The sequence below is a fragment of the Delftia deserti genome (assembly GCF_042653485.1).
GTDB classification, from domain to species: domain Bacteria; phylum Pseudomonadota; class Gammaproteobacteria; order Burkholderiales; family Burkholderiaceae_C; genus Comamonas; species Comamonas acidovorans.
Map to the genome: position 1 here is coordinate 3,810,221 of NZ_JBHSIH010000001.1, position 17,521 is coordinate 3,827,741.

At 66.3% G+C, this 17,521-nt stretch carries 15 protein-coding genes; 3 read left to right on the forward strand and 12 right to left on the reverse strand.

Annotation, left to right across the window (positions count from 1 at the left end; genetic code table 11):
- Positions 1-235 precede the first annotated feature (235 nt).
- Positions 236-532: a hypothetical protein gene (locus ACFPFG_RS18325; protein ID WP_143343517.1), complete on the reverse strand. Its 297-nt coding sequence runs from the start codon at positions 530-532 to the stop codon at positions 236-238.
- A 90-nt stretch (positions 533-622) separates the two neighbouring features.
- Here ACFPFG_RS18325 and dinG point away from each other — a divergent pair, with 90 nt between their 5' ends.
- Positions 623-2,797, forward strand: a complete 2,175-nt coding sequence (dinG, locus tag ACFPFG_RS18330; RefSeq protein WP_380107721.1) for an ATP-dependent DNA helicase DinG — start codon at positions 623-625, stop codon at positions 2,795-2,797.
- A 1,548-nt stretch (positions 2,798-4,345) separates the two neighbouring features.
- Here dinG and ACFPFG_RS18335 read toward each other — a convergent pair.
- Both ACFPFG_RS18335 and ACFPFG_RS18340 read right to left on the reverse strand, forming a co-directional pair.
- The gene (locus tag ACFPFG_RS18335; RefSeq protein WP_380107723.1) at positions 4,346-5,008 is read right to left on the reverse strand and encodes an acyloxyacyl hydrolase; all 663 of its coding nucleotides are present in this window, start codon (positions 5,006-5,008) and stop codon (positions 4,346-4,348) included.
- Between the two features lie 175 nt (positions 5,009-5,183).
- Positions 5,184-5,729 carry a Spy/CpxP family protein refolding chaperone gene (locus tag ACFPFG_RS18340; RefSeq protein ID WP_065344976.1) on the reverse strand — a complete coding sequence of 182 codons (546 nt, stop codon included), beginning with the start codon at positions 5,727-5,729 and terminating at the stop codon, positions 5,184-5,186.
- Positions 5,730-6,038: 309 nt separating this feature from the next.
- On the opposite strand from ACFPFG_RS18340, the gene ACFPFG_RS18345 reads away from it, so the two are divergent.
- Positions 6,039-7,094, forward strand: coding sequence for a recombination-associated protein RdgC (locus ACFPFG_RS18345; RefSeq protein WP_380107725.1), 1,056 nt, complete (start codon positions 6,039-6,041; stop codon positions 7,092-7,094).
- A 60-nt stretch (positions 7,095-7,154) separates the two neighbouring features.
- Here the strand turns inward: ACFPFG_RS18345 and ACFPFG_RS18350 are convergent, their stop codons facing one another.
- From ACFPFG_RS18350 to ACFPFG_RS18385, 8 genes are all read right to left on the reverse strand, one after another.
- Positions 7,155-8,342, reverse strand: coding sequence for an acetyl-CoA C-acyltransferase family protein (locus tag ACFPFG_RS18350; RefSeq protein ID WP_312373325.1), 1,188 nt, complete (start codon positions 8,340-8,342; stop codon positions 7,155-7,157).
- Between the two features lie 99 nt (positions 8,343-8,441).
- Entirely contained in the window at positions 8,442-9,230 is a 789-nt protein-coding gene (locus tag ACFPFG_RS18355; protein WP_380107727.1) for an enoyl-CoA hydratase/isomerase family protein, read from the reverse strand.
- Between the two features lie 9 nt (positions 9,231-9,239).
- Positions 9,240-11,084 carry an AMP-dependent synthetase/ligase gene (locus ACFPFG_RS18360; protein ID WP_380107730.1) on the reverse strand — a complete coding sequence of 615 codons (1,845 nt, stop codon included), beginning with the start codon at positions 11,082-11,084 and terminating at the stop codon, positions 9,240-9,242.
- A 13-nt stretch (positions 11,085-11,097) separates the two neighbouring features.
- On the reverse strand, positions 11,098-11,928 hold the full coding sequence (locus ACFPFG_RS18365) for an ABC transporter ATP-binding protein (protein ID WP_312373328.1): 831 nt from the start codon (positions 11,926-11,928) through the stop codon (positions 11,098-11,100).
- A 166-nt stretch (positions 11,929-12,094) separates the two neighbouring features.
- Positions 12,095-13,276: an ABC transporter substrate-binding protein gene (locus ACFPFG_RS18370; RefSeq protein WP_183018723.1), complete on the reverse strand. Its 1,182-nt coding sequence runs from the start codon at positions 13,274-13,276 to the stop codon at positions 12,095-12,097.
- Between the two features lie 37 nt (positions 13,277-13,313).
- The gene (locus tag ACFPFG_RS18375; RefSeq protein ID WP_183018722.1) at positions 13,314-14,351 is read right to left on the reverse strand and encodes a branched-chain amino acid ABC transporter permease; all 1,038 of its coding nucleotides are present in this window, start codon (positions 14,349-14,351) and stop codon (positions 13,314-13,316) included.
- Between the two features lie 22 nt (positions 14,352-14,373).
- On the reverse strand, positions 14,374-15,255 hold the full coding sequence (locus tag ACFPFG_RS18380; RefSeq protein ID WP_013799949.1) for a branched-chain amino acid ABC transporter permease: 882 nt from the start codon (positions 15,253-15,255) through the stop codon (positions 14,374-14,376).
- Positions 15,252-16,136: an ABC transporter ATP-binding protein gene (locus ACFPFG_RS18385; protein ID WP_183018721.1), complete on the reverse strand. Its 885-nt coding sequence runs from the start codon at positions 16,134-16,136 to the stop codon at positions 15,252-15,254. The genes ACFPFG_RS18380 and ACFPFG_RS18385 overlap by 4 nt, the downstream gene beginning before the upstream one ends.
- 130 nt (positions 16,137-16,266) lie before the next feature.
- On the opposite strand from ACFPFG_RS18385, the gene ACFPFG_RS18390 reads away from it, so the two are divergent.
- The gene (locus ACFPFG_RS18390; RefSeq protein ID WP_380110294.1) at positions 16,267-17,031 is read left to right on the forward strand and encodes a TetR/AcrR family transcriptional regulator; all 765 of its coding nucleotides are present in this window, start codon (positions 16,267-16,269) and stop codon (positions 17,029-17,031) included.
- A 26-nt stretch (positions 17,032-17,057) separates the two neighbouring features.
- Here the strand turns inward: ACFPFG_RS18390 and cueR are convergent, their stop codons facing one another.
- Entirely contained in the window at positions 17,058-17,492 is a 435-nt protein-coding gene (gene cueR / locus ACFPFG_RS18395; RefSeq protein WP_380107733.1) for a Cu(I)-responsive transcriptional regulator, read from the reverse strand.
- Positions 17,493-17,521 lie beyond the last annotated feature (29 nt).

Genomic DNA, 17,521 nt, shown 5'->3' on the forward strand with positions numbered 1-17,521 from the left:
GGGATCGTCTGCGCTTTTTCGAGATCCAGCGCGATCCGCTGTGCCGCCGCTGACCTGCCGCCTGGCGATGGACCAAGGCCAGGCCACGGCGGCCACAGACCTGTGGATATCCCGGGGAAAAGCACCATCCGCAAAGCCAAAGATCTGCACAGGCCCTGTTTTCCACAGTGGTGACAACTTCCACCATCCTCTGGAAATCGCGGGGAACCTGAACCCATGAAAAATCCGTTGCAAATCAACGGTGAATGGCGACAATCACCCAATCAATCCACAAGCATGCCAACAACATGCACACAGGATTGATCACAGGCCGAACGCCCTGGCCGCTGTGGGCAAGACTGTGGATGCGGCCACGCGCATGGCCATCAACGGCCATGGGAACAATCCAGGAACAGCCGGTGGACAGATGTCCATCCCGGTGACCGATACCCACCTGTGCACACATGCGATTGGCGGGTTCAGTGATCCATATGACGGGCAGCTTGTAGGCTGTACGGCATACGAAAAACGCGCTTTGTGCGCTGTATTTCATAAGATTTCGCATCTTATTTAATACATATCACTGTACGAATCTTTATAAACAGGTGGACCAAGATGATCCATTTGGTCAAAACACGCCGAAATGCATGAAAAAAAATGGGCTGAACAGGCCCTGAAATCCTTTGATGACGTGGTCGGGGCCATCCCAGGGTTCCGAAATCGTGAGGGGCAGCGAAAAATGGCGGCCCAGATCGCGCAGACCTTCAGCCAGGCCCAGCTGGGAAAAATCGATGAGGGCGCACCGGAGCCCACCCGGTCCATTGCCGTGGTGCAGGCCGGAACGGGGGTGGGCAAATCGCTGGCGTACAGCATTCCCGCCATTTCGATGGCGCTGGCGCGCGGCACCCGGGTGCTGATTTCCACGGCCACCGTCGCCCTGCAGGAACAGCTGGTGAACAAGGATCTGCCCGCGCTGGCCCGGCAGCTGGAGCAGCCCTTCAAATTCGCGCTGGCCAAGGGGCGGGGCCGCTTTGTCTGCAAGCTCAAGCTGGAGCGGCTGGCCAGCACCGGCGAGGCCCAGGACGAGGATCTGGACGATCTGTTCGCCGAAGAAAAGGCGCAGGCCCAAAGCCGCGTGGCACGCCCGGCCCAGGAGCTGGAGGCGCGCATGCAGTTCTACAAAAGCATGGCCAACGCGCTGGCGTCCCAGGCCTGGGACGGCGACCGCGACTCTCTGGAAACCCCTCCCGAGGCCGAGGCCTGGAGCCCCGTGGCGGCCGAATCCTCGTCCTGCACCGGCAAGCACTGCCCGGCCTTCAGCAACTGCGTCTACTACGAGCGCCGCAAGGACCTGGTGGCCGCCCAGGTCATCGTGGCCAACCACGATCTGCTGCTGTCCTCCCTGGGCGCGCGGCTGCTGCCCGAACTGGACAACTGCCTGCTGGTGCTGGACGAAGCCCACCATCTACCCGCCACGGCGCTGGGCCAATTCGCCGGCGAGATGGACCTGAGCCGCCTGGGCTGGATAGACAAGCTGACCAGCCGCGCCCTGCGCGTGAACACCTTGGTCGAAGTGGAGGAACTGGCCGACCTGCCCAGCCATGCCAGCCAGCTGCGCCAGCAGCTGCAGGAACTGGCGCGCCTGGTGATGGAGTTGTACGGCGACACGCTCAAGTCGCAAAAGGACAGCTGGGGGCCGGCCCGGGTGCGCGCACCGCGCGGCATGCTGCCCGAGCCCCTGCTGGAGCCTCTGGGCAAGGCAGCCCACCATGCCAACAGCTTTCTGGATGCGCTGCGCGCCATCTCCAAGGCACTGCGCGCCGCCATCAAGGACAATCCAGAGGAAGCACGCAGGCTGTCTACAGCTTATGCACAGGTTGGCGCACTGGCTCCCCGCCTGGAATCCGTCTATGACACGGCCCAGCTGCTGATGCAGCAGCCAGCGCAGGATGACGACAGTAGCCGCGTTCCCAATGCCAAATGGTTCACGTTGGAGACAGATGGCGAGTACATCGTGGTCAAGGCCCATGCCAGCCCCATCCTGCCCGGTGCCACGCTGCGCCACCATCTGTGGTCCCAGGTGCGCGGTGCCGTGCTCACGTCGGCTACCTTGACCAGCTGTGGACAATTCGACTTCTTTTTGCGCGAGGCAGGCCTGCACGACGATGCGGCCGTGACCACGCTGGAAGTGCCCAGCCCCTTCGACTACGCGCGCCAGGGCACCCTGGTGGCGCGCGAAACCGTGGCCGACCCCAAGGAGGCCGCCCGCTTCACCCAGGAGATGGTGGACGCGCTGCTGGGCGACCTGTCCCGCGTGCAGGCCGGCGCCCTGGTGCTGTTCACCTCGCGCGAGCAGATGCGCCTGGCGGTGGATGCGCTGTCCACGGCCATGCGCTCGCAGGTGCTGGTGCAGACGGCCATGCCCCGCGCCCTGCTGCTGGCCCGCCACCGCGATGCCGTGGAGATGGGCGAGCCCTCCATCATCTTCGGCATGCAGTCCTTCGGCGAGGGCCTGGACCTGCCCGGCGCGCTGTGCGAGTCCCTGTTCATCACCAAGCTGCCCTTTGCCCCGCCCGATGACCCCGTGGGCGAGGCCCGGGCCGAATGGCTGCGCAGCAGCGGCCGCAACCCCTTCAATGAGCTGGTGGTGCCGGCCACGGCGATCCGCCTGGCCCAGTGGGTGGGCCGCGCCATACGCACCGAGGAAGACCAGGCCCATGTGTATTGCTATGACCGGCGCCTGGTGAACACCAGCTATGGCCAGCAGCTGCTCAAGGGCCTGCCGCCCTTTGCCTTGCAGCGCCGCCCGGCACGCTGAGCCGGACCCTGTGGAAAGCATGCGAAAAACAGGCCGAGCCCTGTCGCCACTGCATTCCCTTGCATACGCAAGTCATTGATCACGGCTGATTTTTTCGATCAGCGAGCTTGCCGATTGCCCACAGGCCACTTGCACACAGCCTGTGGGCAACCGTATTTCCCGGCTCCCGCATCTCCCTACATGCCCTCTGCAGCACGGTCCCGGATCCCGCGGGATACCGCTGGATCTCGCAGACCGTGCCTGCTCCCCGGCCCGGCCATACCCGCCATACCCCGCCAACGGGCCAGCAGAACGCCCAGGACGCGCTGGCGTGGGCAACCCAGGGCCTGACAGCTGCCATGCCTCCACGGTCCTCTGCAGGCCGCTGAAGCGCTCGGGCTGATTCACGTCCTCTTGCCCTGGTGCGCCAGCAGCCATCACTTTTCGTGATTGCCCTTGCCTGGACTGGATCTGCTGCTCCTGATCTGGATGCGCCGTCCTCTTGCAGGCTGGCAACAAGGGGTTGAATTTTTTTGAATGGCCGAACACTGGCTCTGGCGCATCCGCTTGCGTCCGCCTGGCAGGCCGCGTTTTCCTGAAGTCTTCCACGTCCAGTGCACAGCCCGTTGTGGAAAAGCGCCCGTTCCACAGCGTTCCTGCGAGGCCGCGAGGAAGTCTTGTCTTCGTGCATACGGCCATGCCGCGCGAGCTGATCCGGAATTTTTTTGAACACAGGCGCGCCAATTTCGCTGGAGCAGTCCCTCGTCTGGACATGCCCAGGCTCCAGACAACCTGGCACGTCTGTTTTTTTTGAAAAACCGTTCGGCCTTCGCTTCCCGCGTGACTTCGCCTTCGGTTGTTCTTTGATCCTCTTATAAAGAATAGTCGTAGTAGTAGAGGCATGACATCTCTGTGGATAACTCACTATTCCTCAAAAAAAACAATGTCTTGCCCGATTGAAAAACATGTGATCAAAGCCCTGTTCCCGGTGTCTCCCGAACGGGGATAGTTTGCCTGTTTCGATTTTTTCTGTGGATAACTGTTGAGTTGGTCTTCATCTATCCACAGTTTTGTGCGAGGTGAATTTTTTCCTTTATTGAACTTCAAGTTGTTGATCTAAAAGGATTTTTTTGTTTACCAAGGTGAAAACAAGACTTGCCAGACATGGATGAGCACATGGTCTGGCAGTGCTGTGACCTGTTGACAGGCCGTTTTTCCTGACGGACCGGCTGCCTTTTTTTATCCAGAACGGTCTTGCCGCTGTGAAAAACCGTCCTTGGCTGTTATTCCTATCTCTCTTATTTTTTAATTAGTAGTAGTAGTAAGTGAAGTGCTTAATTGTTGATAACTGAATTTGTCTTATAAAAATCAACAACTTAAGACACTTCAAACCCTGTGGTGGATGCTGCGTCGCTGCTGCACCCGTTTTGGGCACAACTTTCCATGGCGCATCCTCCTTGTGGATAAACAGGGATTTACGAGATTTTTATGCCCAGGTTTTTCCACAGGGCGGCTGCGGACAAAAAAAGACCACCTCGAAGGTGGTCTTGCCGGGATCCGCAACCGTGATCAGAAATGGTGGGCGTAGCGCAGCTGCAGGAAGTTTTCGCCGGGATTGGGTTTCTTGATGCCTGCGTTGGAATGGTGCTCCAGCCGCAGCACCAGCTCATGCTGGCCCTGGCTGCCAAACAGGTAGCCCACGCCGATATGGGTGGCGAAGTTGTAGCGCGTGGGGAATTCCTTCTCGTCCGTGACGTAGCGACGGTTCAGCGCCCAGCTCAGGCCCACGCCGGTTTCTGCAAACCACGGCGACTGCCCGTTGCTGGCGCGCCAGCGCACGGTGGGATTCACGCCGATGACCCAGGTGCCGCGATCGCGCCCCTCCAGCGGTGCCGACCAGCGGGCGCCCCAGACATCCCAGTAGCCGCTGAGCTGGCCGCCCCACAGCGCATGGCGCCAGTTGCGCCAGGGCACGGTGACGCCCACGGTCCAGCTGTCGGCACTGTGCTCGGCCGCGCCGTATTGCAGGTATATGGAGGGGGAGGATTCCGGCGTGGACTGCGCCTGCGCCGCCAGGGGCAGGACGGCCGCTGCACCGGCCAGCAGCACGGCGGCAAAACTTCCGGTTCGTCCTGGTCGCTCTGGTCGCCCTGAACGTCCTGGTGGATGTTTGCGCGCCGTTGCGTGGTTCTGGCAGCTGGATGGCGTCGTTTGAGTGTTTTTGGGGGCCATGATCTTCTCCGGGGCAGCACACAATGCTGTGCCTGTTCCACTCTAGGCAGTCCGGGGAAGATCGGGGAGTCAGCAAAAAAGCCCTTGCACTGTCGGCCGCCTGACAAGGCGTCCGTGCAAGGGCTGGCGCAAGCAATCCGGCTGCCCGCTGGTGGCGGGCAGGCCAGGTGGCTGCTTACTGGGCGGGTGCCGGGGCAGGGCGGGCCTGGCCGCTCTTGTGGTCATGGCGCGGGCCGTGGTCCATGCCGTGGTGGCCGGGGTGGCCCTTGTGCAGCGTGGCGGCATCGAAGGTCTTTTGCTGGCTGGCGTCCAGCTGGGCGTAGAAGGCCTTGGTGGCTTCGCCGCGGCGATCGGCATCGGCCGCGCGCTGGGCGCGCATTTCACGCATCTTGTCGATGCGCTGGGGCGTGGTCAGCTTGGCGAAGTCCTCGCGCTCCATGCGCTGGGGACGCTCGCCGGGCTTGAAGGTGGCCGCATAGGTGTTCCATGCGGTCTCCTGGGCCGGCGTGAGCTTGAGGTCGGCCTTGAGCTTGGCGATGCGCTGCTGCATGTGCTCTCGGCGTTCGCCAGGCTTGTGCATGGGACGTTCGGGCTTGGGCGTGGTGGCTGCAGCCGGTGCTGCCGGCGCGGCGGTCTGGGCGTACGAGGGCAGGGCGAACGAGGCCAGCAAGGCGGTGGCAGCTGCGGCGCTGGCGAGGGTGCGGCGGAAGGTGGTGGTCATTCCAAAATCCTTTCTGGAGAGGGTGACTGAAGGCCGCCGTCAAGGCACTTGGCGAGCCCTGTGCAGCGGATGATTGAAGTGTGGTCGTCCGATGTATCGGGGCAGTGAGGTTTTGCGCATGGCTTGTAAAGAATTGACAAGCTTGTGCAGCGCCGTCCGGTGCCAGGCATGCACAATGACCGGGCGGGGCGCCAAGGCATGGCGCCCCTGCTGTTTTTTCTGTTTTCTCCCTCTGGATGGAGGCGGCGCAGCCCGGTGTTGCACACCCTCTTGCGGCACGGCCGCAGTCCGTCCGAGCAAAGGTTCGCTATGTTCAAAAACATGATCGTCTATCGCATTGCCGAGAGCTGGCAGGGCGATTTGCAGCAGCTTGAAGAAGCCCTGGGCAAGAGCCCGTTTGCCGAGTGCGGCGCCACGCAGGAGCGCAGCGCTGGCTGGGTACCGCCGCGCGGCGAGCCCCATGGCCCGCTGGCCGAGTCCGTGGCCAATCAGTGGGTGATGCGCTTCATGACCGAGGCCAAGATGCTGCCGGCCAGCGTGCTCAACCGCCGCGTCAACGAAAAGGCTGCCCACATCGAGGCCACCGAAGGTCGCAAGCCCGGCAAGAAGGAAAAGAAGGAACTCAAGGACGAGGCCAAGCTGGACCTGCTGCCCATGGCCTTCACCAAGCAGGGCGCCATGTGGGTCTGGCTGGACCCCCAGGCCCGCACACTGGTGCTGGACACCGGCAGCCAGGCGCGCGCCGACGAGGTGGTCAGCTCGCTGGTGGAGGGCCTCACAGGCTTTGCGCTGGCCCTGGTCGATACGCAGACCAGCGCCCAGGCCGCCATGGCGCACTGGCTGACCACGCAGGAAAGCCCGGCCGGCTTCTCGATTGACCGTGAATGCGAGCTCAAGGCGGCCGACGAATCCAAGGCGGTGGTGCGCTATGCGCGCCATCCGCTGGACATCGACGAGGTGCGCCAGCACATCGAGCACGGCAAGCTGCCCACGCGCCTGGCGCTGACCTGGGATGACCGCGTGAGCTTCGTGCTGACCGAGGGTCTGCAGATCCGCAAGATCGCGCTGCTCGATGCCGTGATGGAAGGCCAGTCGCAAGACGACGGCGGCTTCGATGCCGATGTGGCGATTGCCACGGGCGAGCTGTCCCGGCTCATCCCCGATCTGATCGAGGCGCTGGGCGGGGAAGGGCGCACGGGCCTGGGCCAGGATCTGCCGGCATCGCTGCAGACGCCCGCTGCCCAGACTCCCGCAGCGACACAAGCGGCACCAGCGGCACCGCGTGCAGCGGCCTCGGGCCGTGGTGCGTTGACGGGGCCGGCCCTGGCGCCCGTGGATACGGCGCCTGAAGAAGCGCCGTTCTAGGCCGGCAGGCGGCTGCGGTGGCGATGTTTCATGTGAAACATCGCCACGCCCAGGCGGCGCTCAGACTCTTTCAAAGATGGCCGAGATCCCTTGGCCGCCACCAATGCACATGGTCACCAGCGCATAGCGGCCGCCCGTGCGCTGCAGCTCGGCGATGGCCTTGGTGGTGATGATGGCGCCCGTGGCACCCACGGGGTGGCCCAGCGATATGCCCGAGCCGTTGGGATTGACCTTGGCCGGGTCCATGCCCAGCTGCTGGATCACGGCGCAGGCCTGGGCCGCGAAGGCCTCGTTGGCCTCGATCACGTCCATGTCTGCAATCTTCAGGCCCGTGCGCTGCAGCACCTTCTGCGTGGCCGGCACGGGGCCTATGCCCATGTAGGCGGGGTCCACGCCGGCATGGGCGTAGCCCACCAGGCGCGCCAGGGGCTTCAGTCCCAGGGCCGCCACGCGATCGCCTGCGGCCAGGGCCACGGCGGCGGCGCCGTCGTTGATGCCCGAGGCATTGCCGGCCGTCACGCTGCCGCCGTCCTTGCGGAACGCGGGCTTCATGGTGGACAGCAATTCGATGGTGGTGCTGGCGCGCACATGCTCGTCGGTGTCGAAGACCACGACGCCCTTGCGCGTGGCGATCTCCACGGCAACGATCTGCTCCTTGAAGTGGCCGGCCGCAATGGCAGCGGCCGCGCGCTGGTGGCTGGCTGCCGCCAGTTCATCCTGCATTTCGCGGCTGATGTGGTAGCGCTCGGCCACGTTTTCGGCCGTGATGCCCATGTGCATCTTCTGCCAGGGGTCGTGCAGGATGCCCAGCATGTAGTCGATGCTCTTGGCGTCGCCCATGCGCGCGCCCCAGCGGGCGGCCTGGTCGAAGTAGGGCCCGCGGCTCATGGACTCGCTGCCGCCGCCGATGGCCACGTCGCAGTCGCCCAGCGCAATGGCCTGGGCGGCAGAGACGATGGCCTGCAGGCCGGAGCCGCACAGCCGGTTGACGTTGAAGGCCGGCGTCTCGATGGGGCAGCCCGCATCGATGGCGGCCACGCGCGAGAGGTAGGCGTCCTTGGTATCGGTGGGGATCACATTGCCCATGACCACGTGGCCGACGGCGTCGGGCGCCAGGCCCGCGCGCTCGATGGCGGCCTTGACGGCCGTGGTGGCCAGCTGGGTGTTGGGTACGTCCTTGAGGCTGCCGCCGAAGGTGCCGATGGCGGTGCGCGCAGTGCCGACGACGAAGACGTCGCGTGGGGTCATGGTGAAGCTCCTCGAAGCGATGAACACGGGGATGGAGTGCATTGTGCCGGGCAGGCGGCAGGCAGCGCAGCCGCCTCGGCGTCAGTTCCGGGCGGGAGGTCAACGTCCCTCGAATTGCGGCGCCTGCTTGGCGTGGAACGCCGCAATGCCGCGCGGCAGGTCGGCCGTGCGCGCACAGGCATCGAAGGCGCAGGCCTCGGCGGCCAGCTGCTCGCGCAGGCTGCGGTCCAGGCCGGCGCGCATGAGGCGGCGCATATGGCCCAGCGCCACCGTGGGGCCGGCGGCCAGGCGCTGGGCCAGCTGCTGCACGGCGGCGTCGAGTTCGGAGGGCGGCAGGACGCGGTTGATGAGGCTCAGGCGCTGCGCTTGGGCGCAGTCCAGGGTCTCGCCCAGCATGGCGATCTCCAGCGCGTTGCGCAGGCCCACGATGCGCGGCAGCGCCCAGGAGGCTCCCACGTCGCAGCTGGCGCCCAGGTTGATGTAGGCCAGGTTGAAGCGCGTGCCCTCGGCCGCGTAGACGAAGTCGGCCTGCAGCATCAGCGACAGGCCTGCGCCTGCCGCCGCGCCATGCACCTTGGCGATGACGGGCGCATCGAGCTGGCCCAGCAGCGCCACGGCCTCGTTGAGCGGCGCCAGCAGCTCGGCCGCGCCGCGCACGGGGTCGGCGGCCAGCGTGTCCAGGTCGCCGCCCGCCATGAAGGCGCGGCCTGCGCCTTCCAGCACCACGCAGCGCAGCGCGCGGTCCTGGGCCAGGGCGCGCACGGCATCGCGCAGTGCCAGTGCCATGGGCACGTCGATGGCGTTGAGGGCGGCGGGGCGGTGGAAGGTCAGCGTGGCGATGGCGCCTTCGCGCTGCAGCCGCAGCGGGGTGTCTTGCGTGTCGGTCATGGGAGCGGGTCAGTGGTACAGGGCGTCGATTTCGGCGGCGTAGGTCTTGTAGATGGACGAGCGTCGCACCTTCATCGTGGCCGTGACTTCGCCATCGTCGTGGTCCAGCTCCTTGGTCAGCAGATGGAAGCGCCGCACATGCGAGACCTGGGCCAGGCGCGCATTGCCCTGCGCGATCTCGGCATCGATCAGCGCGCGCACCTCGGCCATCTCGGCCAGGGAGCGGAAATGCGTGAAGGGGATGCGCCGCGCCTGGGCCCATTGGCCCACGGTCTCGTAGTCGATCTGCACCAGCGCGCCCACGAACTTGCGGCCCTCGGCGACGACGATGCACTCCTTGATGAAGGGGCTGGCCTTCATGGTGTTCTCGATCTCCGAGGGCGTGAGGTTTTTGCCGCCGGCGGTGATCATGATGTCCTTGAGGCGGTCCACGATGCGCAGCTGGCCGTCCTGCACGCGCACCACGTCGCCCGTGTGCAGCCAGCCGTCCTGCAGGCTTTGCGCCGTGGCCTCGGGGTTCTTGTAGTAGCCCGCGAAGACCATGTCGCCCTTGATCTGGAGCTCGCCGCTGCCGTCGCCCTCGTCACCGGGATGGCCGCCGTGGCTGGCGATGCGCCACTGCACGCCTTCGGTGGCCACGCCCACGGTGCCCACGGACACGTCGTCCAGCCGGTGGCCCGTGACCATGCCCGTGGATTCGGTCAGGCCATAGACCTCGATCAGCGGCACGCCCAGCGTGCGGAAAAAGCGGACCACGTCTGGCGGTATGGGCGCGGCGCCGGTGAGCGCCACGCGCGCCTCGCGCAGGCCGATGAAGTTCTGCAGCGCGCGCAGCACGCTCCAGTAGCTGGCCGCCCAGGCCAGACGCTCGGCCAGGCTCCACTGCCTGCGGGGCTTTTCGGCCAGCGGCGCGCAGGCCGCCATGGCGCGCCGGTAGAGCGCGCGGCGCAGCGGCCCGGTCTCCTGCATCTTGATGCTGATGGCCGCGTGCAGCTTCTCCCAGATGCGCGGCACGCCCAGGAACATGTTGGGCGCGACTTCGCGCAGGTCTTCCTGCACCGTGCGGATGGACTCGCCGAAGTGCACCTGCGAGCCCAGGTAGACCGGCACGAAGCTGGTCAGCATCTGCTCGGCCACGTGGCACAGCGGCAGGTAGGACAGGTGGCGCGTGCCGCCGTCCAGCCCCAGCCGCTCGGCAATGCCGGGCACCACGCCGCGGATGTTGCGGTAGGTGATCATGGCGCCCTTGGGCTTGCCGGTGGAGCCCGAGGTGTAGATCATCAGCCCCACGTCATCCAGCGTCTGGCGTGCCAGCGCCTGTTCGATGAGGGCGCGGCCGGCGGCCTGGGCAGCCTGGGCGCCCAGGCGCTCGACCTCGTCGAAGGTGGCGATCAGGGCGCGGACCTCCGGCGCGAAGCTGCGCAGGCCCTTGGTCTCCATGACGATGATCTTCTTCAGGCGCGGCAGCTGGGGCAGGGCGGCCAGCAGCTTGTCGGTCTGCTCCTGGTCCTCGCAGACCATGATGTCCACATCGGCATGGCCCGCCACATAGGCGACCTCGGGCGTGGGGCTGGTGGGGTACACGCCCACGGTGATGGCGCCGATCAGGCCTGCGCCCATCTGGGCCAGCACCCACTCGATGCGGTTCTCGGAGATCACGCCCATGTGGCCGCCTGGCGGCAGGCCCAGCTGCGCCAGGCCCAGCCCGAAGTGGCTGGCACGCTCGTGGTAGCGCGCCCAGCTGGTGGGCTTCCAGATGCCGAAGTCCTTTTGCCGTATGGCCACGCGCTGGGCATCGCTGCGCGCGCGTTCGGCCAGCATCTGGGGCAGGGTGAGTTCGGGAAGGGCTTGCATGTGCGCTCCCAGGCTAGGACAACCAGCGCTTGCGGCGCTTGTAGTGCTTCAGGTCGCGAAAACTTTTTGCCTCGCCGCTGCCACCCATGCCCAGGTAGAACTCGCGCACGTCGGCGTCCTGGGCCAGGTGTTCGGCCGGCCCGTCGATGACGATCTTGCCGTTCTCCATGATGTAGCCGCTGTGCGCCACGGCCAGGGCCACGGTGGCGTTCTGCTCGACCAGCAGCATGGAGGTGCCGCGCTCGGCATTGATGCGCGCGATGATGGTGAAGATGTCCTCCACCAGCTTCGGCGCCAGGCCCAGCGAGGGCTCGTCCAGCAGCATGAGCTGGGGCTCGGCGATCAGCGCGCGGCCAATGGCCAGCATCTGCTGCTCGCCGCCCGACAGATAGCCGGCCAGGCCTTTGCGTCGCTCATGCAGGCGCGGGAAGTAGCTGTAGACCAGGTCGAAGTCGGGCTTGACTTGATTGCGGCCCGTGAGCGCGTAGGTGGCGGCCACGAGGTTTTCCTCCACCGTGAGGTCCTCGAACACGCGCCGGCCCTCCATCACATGCGACAGCCCCAGTCGCACCAGTTGCTGGGGCGCGTACTGCGCGGTGGACTGGCCGTTGTAGCGCACGCTGCCGCTGGCCAGCAGGCCGTCCTCCAGCGCCAGCAGCCCCGAGACGGCCTTGAGCGTGGTGCTCTTGCCCGCGCCGTTGCTGCCCAGCAGGGCCACGATCTGGCCGCGCGGCACGGCCAGCGACAGGCCCCGCAGGGCCTGCACGACCTTGTTGTAGATGACCTCGATGTTGTTGATTTCGAGGACGCTTGCAGTCTCTGCGTTGGTTGGGGTTGCCTTCAAAATTTCACTGCGCATGTGGAGCCCGCGACGTTGGTTATGGCGTGCATCAGGCGCGGGGCACCAAGCAAGGGCCGCCCCGCCGCGAGGGTGCCGTCCCCCTTCCCGCAACGCGAAGCGGTGCGAGAGAAGGGGGAAGCGGCGAAGCAGCTCAGGGGGATGCGTTTCATCAAAGCGCTATCCAGTCGGACGCTGGGAGCATCTTCTGCGCCTTCATGTCCGCCTTGTAGACGCGGCCCACGGGAATCGAATTGCCCTTGATGGTGATGGGCACGCCGATCAGTCCGCCCGTGTCGAAGTCCTTGATGGAATTGAGCGCGGCCTTGAGGTTGGGGCCGGTGAGCGGCTTGCCCGCGTCCAGGCAGCGCCTGGCCGATTCCACGAACAGCATGGCCGCCAGGAAGCCCTGGATATAGGCCGTGCTCTGGTACTCGGGGCGCAGCGCGCGGATCTTGTCCAGCATGGGCGCCTTGGCCGAGGTGTCGTAGTAGTAGCGGTAGGGCATGACGCCCATGAAGCCGTCGCCGGCCTCGCCCATCTTCATGACGGTGGAGCTGTCCATGGTCCAGAAGGTGCCCATCCATTGGCTGGTCATGCCCATCTGCTTGCCCTGCTGGATGAACTCGGGAATGGGCGCGAGGATGTAGCCGTGGAAGATGGTGTAGTCGGGCGCGGCGCGGCGCAGCTTGATGACTTCGGTGGACACGTCCACGCTGCCGGGCGGTGTCATCAGCCTGGCCACCACGTTCAGGCCCAGCTTCTTGGCGGCCGCCTCGCTGGCCTCGATGGGGTCGCGGCCGAATTCGGAGTCGGAGTAGACGAAGGCCACCTTGGCGCCCGGCTTTTCCTTGGCGATGTGCTTGAGCAGGATGCCGAACATCTCCGTGTAGTCGGGCCCCACGAGGAACTGGTTCGGGTACTTGGCCGGGTTGTTGAGCTCGGTGGCGAAGGAGGCGCCCGCCATGAGGATGGCGCCGTTGCGGTCCAGCTCCGGGTTGATGGTCTTGGAAAAGCCCGTGGAGTCGCCGTAGTAGAGGTTGACCTTGTTCTGGCTGGTGATCTTCTTGAACGCGGCCACCGAGACATCGACCTTGTAGCCCGTGTCCTCGGGCACGTAGCGGATCTTGCGGCCCTTGATGCCGCCTGCCTCGTTGACCATCTTCACGTAGTCGCCCATGCCGGCATTGATGCCCACGCCGGCGAAGGCGAACACGCCCGTCATGGGGATGGAGCCGCCGATCACGATGTCTTCGCCGCCAGCCTGGGCGCGGGCGGCCAGCGGTGCGGCCAGGCTGGCGCCTGCCGCCAGCAGCAGGCTGCGGCGGCGCGAGGAGGTCGGGTGTTGCTGCATTGCTTGTCTCCTTTAGCTTGTCGTGCGCGGCGCCGCCTCAATTGCGGAAGGGCCACAGGTGGAAGAAGCGGCGCAGGCGCCGCCACATTTGTGCGAGCCCCTGCGGCTCGAAGACCAGAAAGACGATGATCAGCAGCCCGAACACCATGGTGCGCACGGGCGACAGGAAGACGGCCAGCTCGGAGCCGCCGGGCAGCAGGTCCACGATGAGCTTGAGCAGCTCCGGGACCATGGTCATGAAGACCGCGCCCAGGATGCCGCCCAGGATGGAGCCCATGCCGCCGACGATGATGGCCGCCAGAAAGAAGATGGACATCAAGAGGGGAAAGCTCTCGGGCGTGACCACGCGAAAGAAGTACGCCCACAGCCCGCCCGCCACGCCCGCGTAGAACGAGGACAGCCCGAACGACAGCAGCTTGTAGCGCAGCAGCGGTATGCCCAGCACCTCGGCCGAGATGTCGCGGTCGCGGATGGCGATGAAGGCGCGGCCTATGCGCGTGCGAAACAGGTTGGCCGCGCCCAGCAGCATCAGCAGCGTGACGGGCACGATCACCCAGTACAGCCGGAACGAGGTGTCCAGCGCCACGCCGAACACCGTGGCCGGCTGCAGCGTCAGGCCCGCCGTGCCGCCCGTGAGCTTGAGGTTGGCGAACAGGAAATGGGCGATGAACGAGGCCGCGATGGTGGCAATCGCCAGGTACAGGCCCTTGACGCGCAGCGAGGGCAGGCCCACCACGATGCCGCCCAGCATGGCCACGAAGCCGCCCGCCAGCAGGTTGAACAGCACGGGCGTGCCCCAGCGCGCCTGCAGTATGGCCACCGTATAGGCGCCCAGGCCCATGAAGGCGGCCTGGCCCAGGCTCACCAGGCCCGTGTAGCCGGTGAGGATGTTCAGCCCCGTGGCGCCGGCCACGTTGATGCTGACCAGGCAGGCCAGGTACAGCCAGTAGTCGCTGGCCATGAAGGGAAACAGCAGCAGCAGCGCGCCGGCCACGGCCAGCCAGGTGCGTTGCGTGCGGGAGTCGAACAGCGCCGCATCGGCGATGTAGCTTTCCTTGAGGGTGCCTATGCGCATGCTGCCGTCTTTCTGAAGCTGTCTAGAGCCGCTCGATCTCGTGCGTGCCGAACAGGCCGTAGGGCCTGAGCATCAGCACCACGACCAGCACGATGAAGGTGGCCAGCAGCTTGTACTCGCCGCCCAGGTAGGCGCCGGCCAGCGCCTCCACCAGGCCGATGAACAGCCCGCCGACCAGGGCGCCCAGCACGCTGTCCAGCCCGCCCACGATGACGACCACCAGCACCGACAGGCCGAACACGCCCATGCTCGACGAGATGCCGCCGATGGAGCCGACGATGATTCCCGAGACCGCCGCGATCATGGCCGACACCACCCAGGCCAGCGAGAACACGCGCGGCACATTGATGCCCACCGAATAGGCCGCTGCCTGGTCGCTGGCCGTGGCGCGCAGGGCCACGCCGCCGCGCCAGTAGCGGAACACCAGCAGCACGGCCGCGATGAAGACCACGGCCACGGCTGCGCCCCAGGCCACCTTGGGCGCGAGAAAGGCCTCGCCGATCATCACGGGCTGCGTGGGCATGAACTCGGGCAGGCGGCGCTGGTCGGCCGTCCAGATCAGCTCCACCAGGCCCACCAGCACCGAGGCCAGGCCCACGGTGACCATGAACACCGAGATCGGCGGCTCGCCCAGCAGCGGCCGGATCATGGTGCGCTCGATCAGCGCGCCCAGCAGCCCCGTGCCCAGCACGGCGGCGGGAATGGCCAGCCACAGCGGCAGCGCGAACATGGCCGCGAAGGTGAAGAACAGGTAGGCGCCCACCATCAGCAGCTCGCCGATGGCGATGTTGACCACGCGCGTGGCCTTGTAGACCACCACGAAGGCCAGCGCGGCCAGCGCATACAGGCCGCCTGCGGCCAGGCCCGTGAGGGCGATCTCGAACAGGTAGGCCCAGTCCATCATGCGGCCCTCTGCGCCATGGCGGACAGGTGCCCGGTGGACGCTGGCCGTGCGGCTGCGCCGCGCAACCGCTGGCGCAGCTCGCCCACGTCGCCCGCGCCCAGGTAGGCGCGGTTCACCTCGGGATCGGCCTGCACCACGGCGGGCGTGCCCTGGGCGATGACCTGGCCGAAGTTGAGCACCACCACATGGTCGGACAGGTCCATGACCATGCCCATGTCGTGCTCCACCATGAGCACGGTCACGCCCCATTCGGCGCGCACGTCGAGGATGAAGCGCGCCATGTCCTCGGTCTCCTCGCGGTTCATGCCGGCCACGGGCTCGTCCAGCATCAGGATGCGCGGCTGCATGGCCAGGGCGCGCGCCATCTCCACGCGCTTTTGCAGGCCGTAGGACAGGGCGGCCACGGGCGCATGGCGGATGTGGTCTATCTCCAGGAAATCGATGATGCGTTCCTCGATGTCGCGGCGCAGTTCGGCCTCCTCGCGGCGCGCGCGGCCCAGGTAGAGCAGGGCGTCGAGCACATGGGTGCGCAGGTGGGCGTGGCGGCCCAGCTTGATGTTGTCCAGCACCGTCATGCCCCGGAACAGCGCGATGTTCTGGAAGCTGCGCCCCAGGCCCAGCCGCGCACGGCGCGGCGCCGGCACGCGCGTGATGTCCTCGCCCTGGAAGCGGATGGAGCCGCCCGTGGGCCGGTAAAAGCCCGAGATGGTGTTGAACAGCGATGTCTTGCCCGCGCCGTTGGGACCGATCACCGCCGTGATCGAGCCGGGCTGCACATCGAAGCCCACGCCCGACAGCGCCTTCACGCCGCCAAAGGCGAGCGTGACGCCATCGACCTGCAGCAAGGGGGCGGATCGGCCGCCGTCGGGGTGTGTCTCCATGGCGCTCTCGTGCATTGGTTCGTCGAGCCGGGCAGGAGCCTACTGATGCGTAGGCTGTTTACTTTGGAGTAGATTCTGGTTGTCGCCCACCGCATGCAGCATCGGTGATTTCCCCGGTGCGCCCGCCGCCATGAAGCCATCGAGCCCTGAAACCGAGACCCGACCCAGCCCCAGCCCCGGCACCCGCAAAGGCCGTGCGGCCCCCGCCGTGGACTCGCCCTGGAGCGGCACGCCCGACCGCGAGCAGCAGCGCGAGGCCAAGCGCCAGGCCGTGCTGCAGGCCGCCGCGCAGCTGTTCAACGAGCGCGGCTTCTCCGCCACCTCGCTGGACGACATCGCCGCACGGCTGGGCGTGAGCAAGCCCACGCTGTACTACTACGTCAAGAACAAGGACGAGATCCTGCTGCAGTGCGTGAACCAGGGCCTGGCCATGACGCTGGAAGGCATCGAGGCCTCGCGCCGCGCAGGCGGCCAGGCCGTGGACCAGCTGCGCGCCTGCATGCAGGTCTATGCGCGCATCGTCACCATGGACTTCGGCATGTGCCTGATCCGTGTCGGCGACGAACAGGTCCCCCCCGACAGCCGCCGCGAACTGCGCCGCCAGAAGGCCGCGATAGACCAGGCCTTCCGGCGCCTGGTGGCCGCCGGCGTGCAGGAGGGCTCGCTCGCCCCCTGCGACCCCAAGATGACCGCCTTCGTGATTGCCGGCGCGCTGAGCTGGATAGGCCGCTGGTACCAGCCCGGCGGCCAGTACTCGGCCGAGGAAGTGGCGCAGCAGTGCATTGATACCTTGATGGGGGGGGTGTTGCGCAGGGCGGATGTTCTCGATACGCCCAAGTTATCCAAGCCACCCAAGGTGGGCAAGCCTGCAAAGCGTGCGAAGGCGGGCGCCTGAAGCGCCTTTCCCTGCCGTGAGACACGCTACGGCGCCGCACTCTCCTGCGCCGCCAGATCATCCAATATCGGGCAGTCCGGCCGGTCGTCGCCGTGGCAGCAGTGCACCAGGGTCTTGAGCGTGCGCTGCATGGCCTGCATGGCGGCGATGCGTTCGGTCAGTGCGTCGATGTGGCGCTGGGCGATGTCCTTGACCTGGCTGCTGGCGCGGCTCTTGTCCTGCCACAGGCCCAGCAGGGTGGCGATCTCGTCCATGGAGAAACCGAGGTCGCGGGCGCGGCGGATGAAGCGCAGGGCGTGCACGTCGGACTCGGCGTACTGGCGGTAGCCGCCGTCCGTGCGGTGCATGGGCGGCAGCAGGCCCTGGGCTTCGTAGTGGCGCACCATGCGCGCCGAGACACCGGCGCGGCGCGCGGCCTCGCCGATGGAGACGGGCCAGTGCTGTGCGGGGTGGGCGGACATGGTGCGTGCCTTTCGGATGCCTGCGGGTG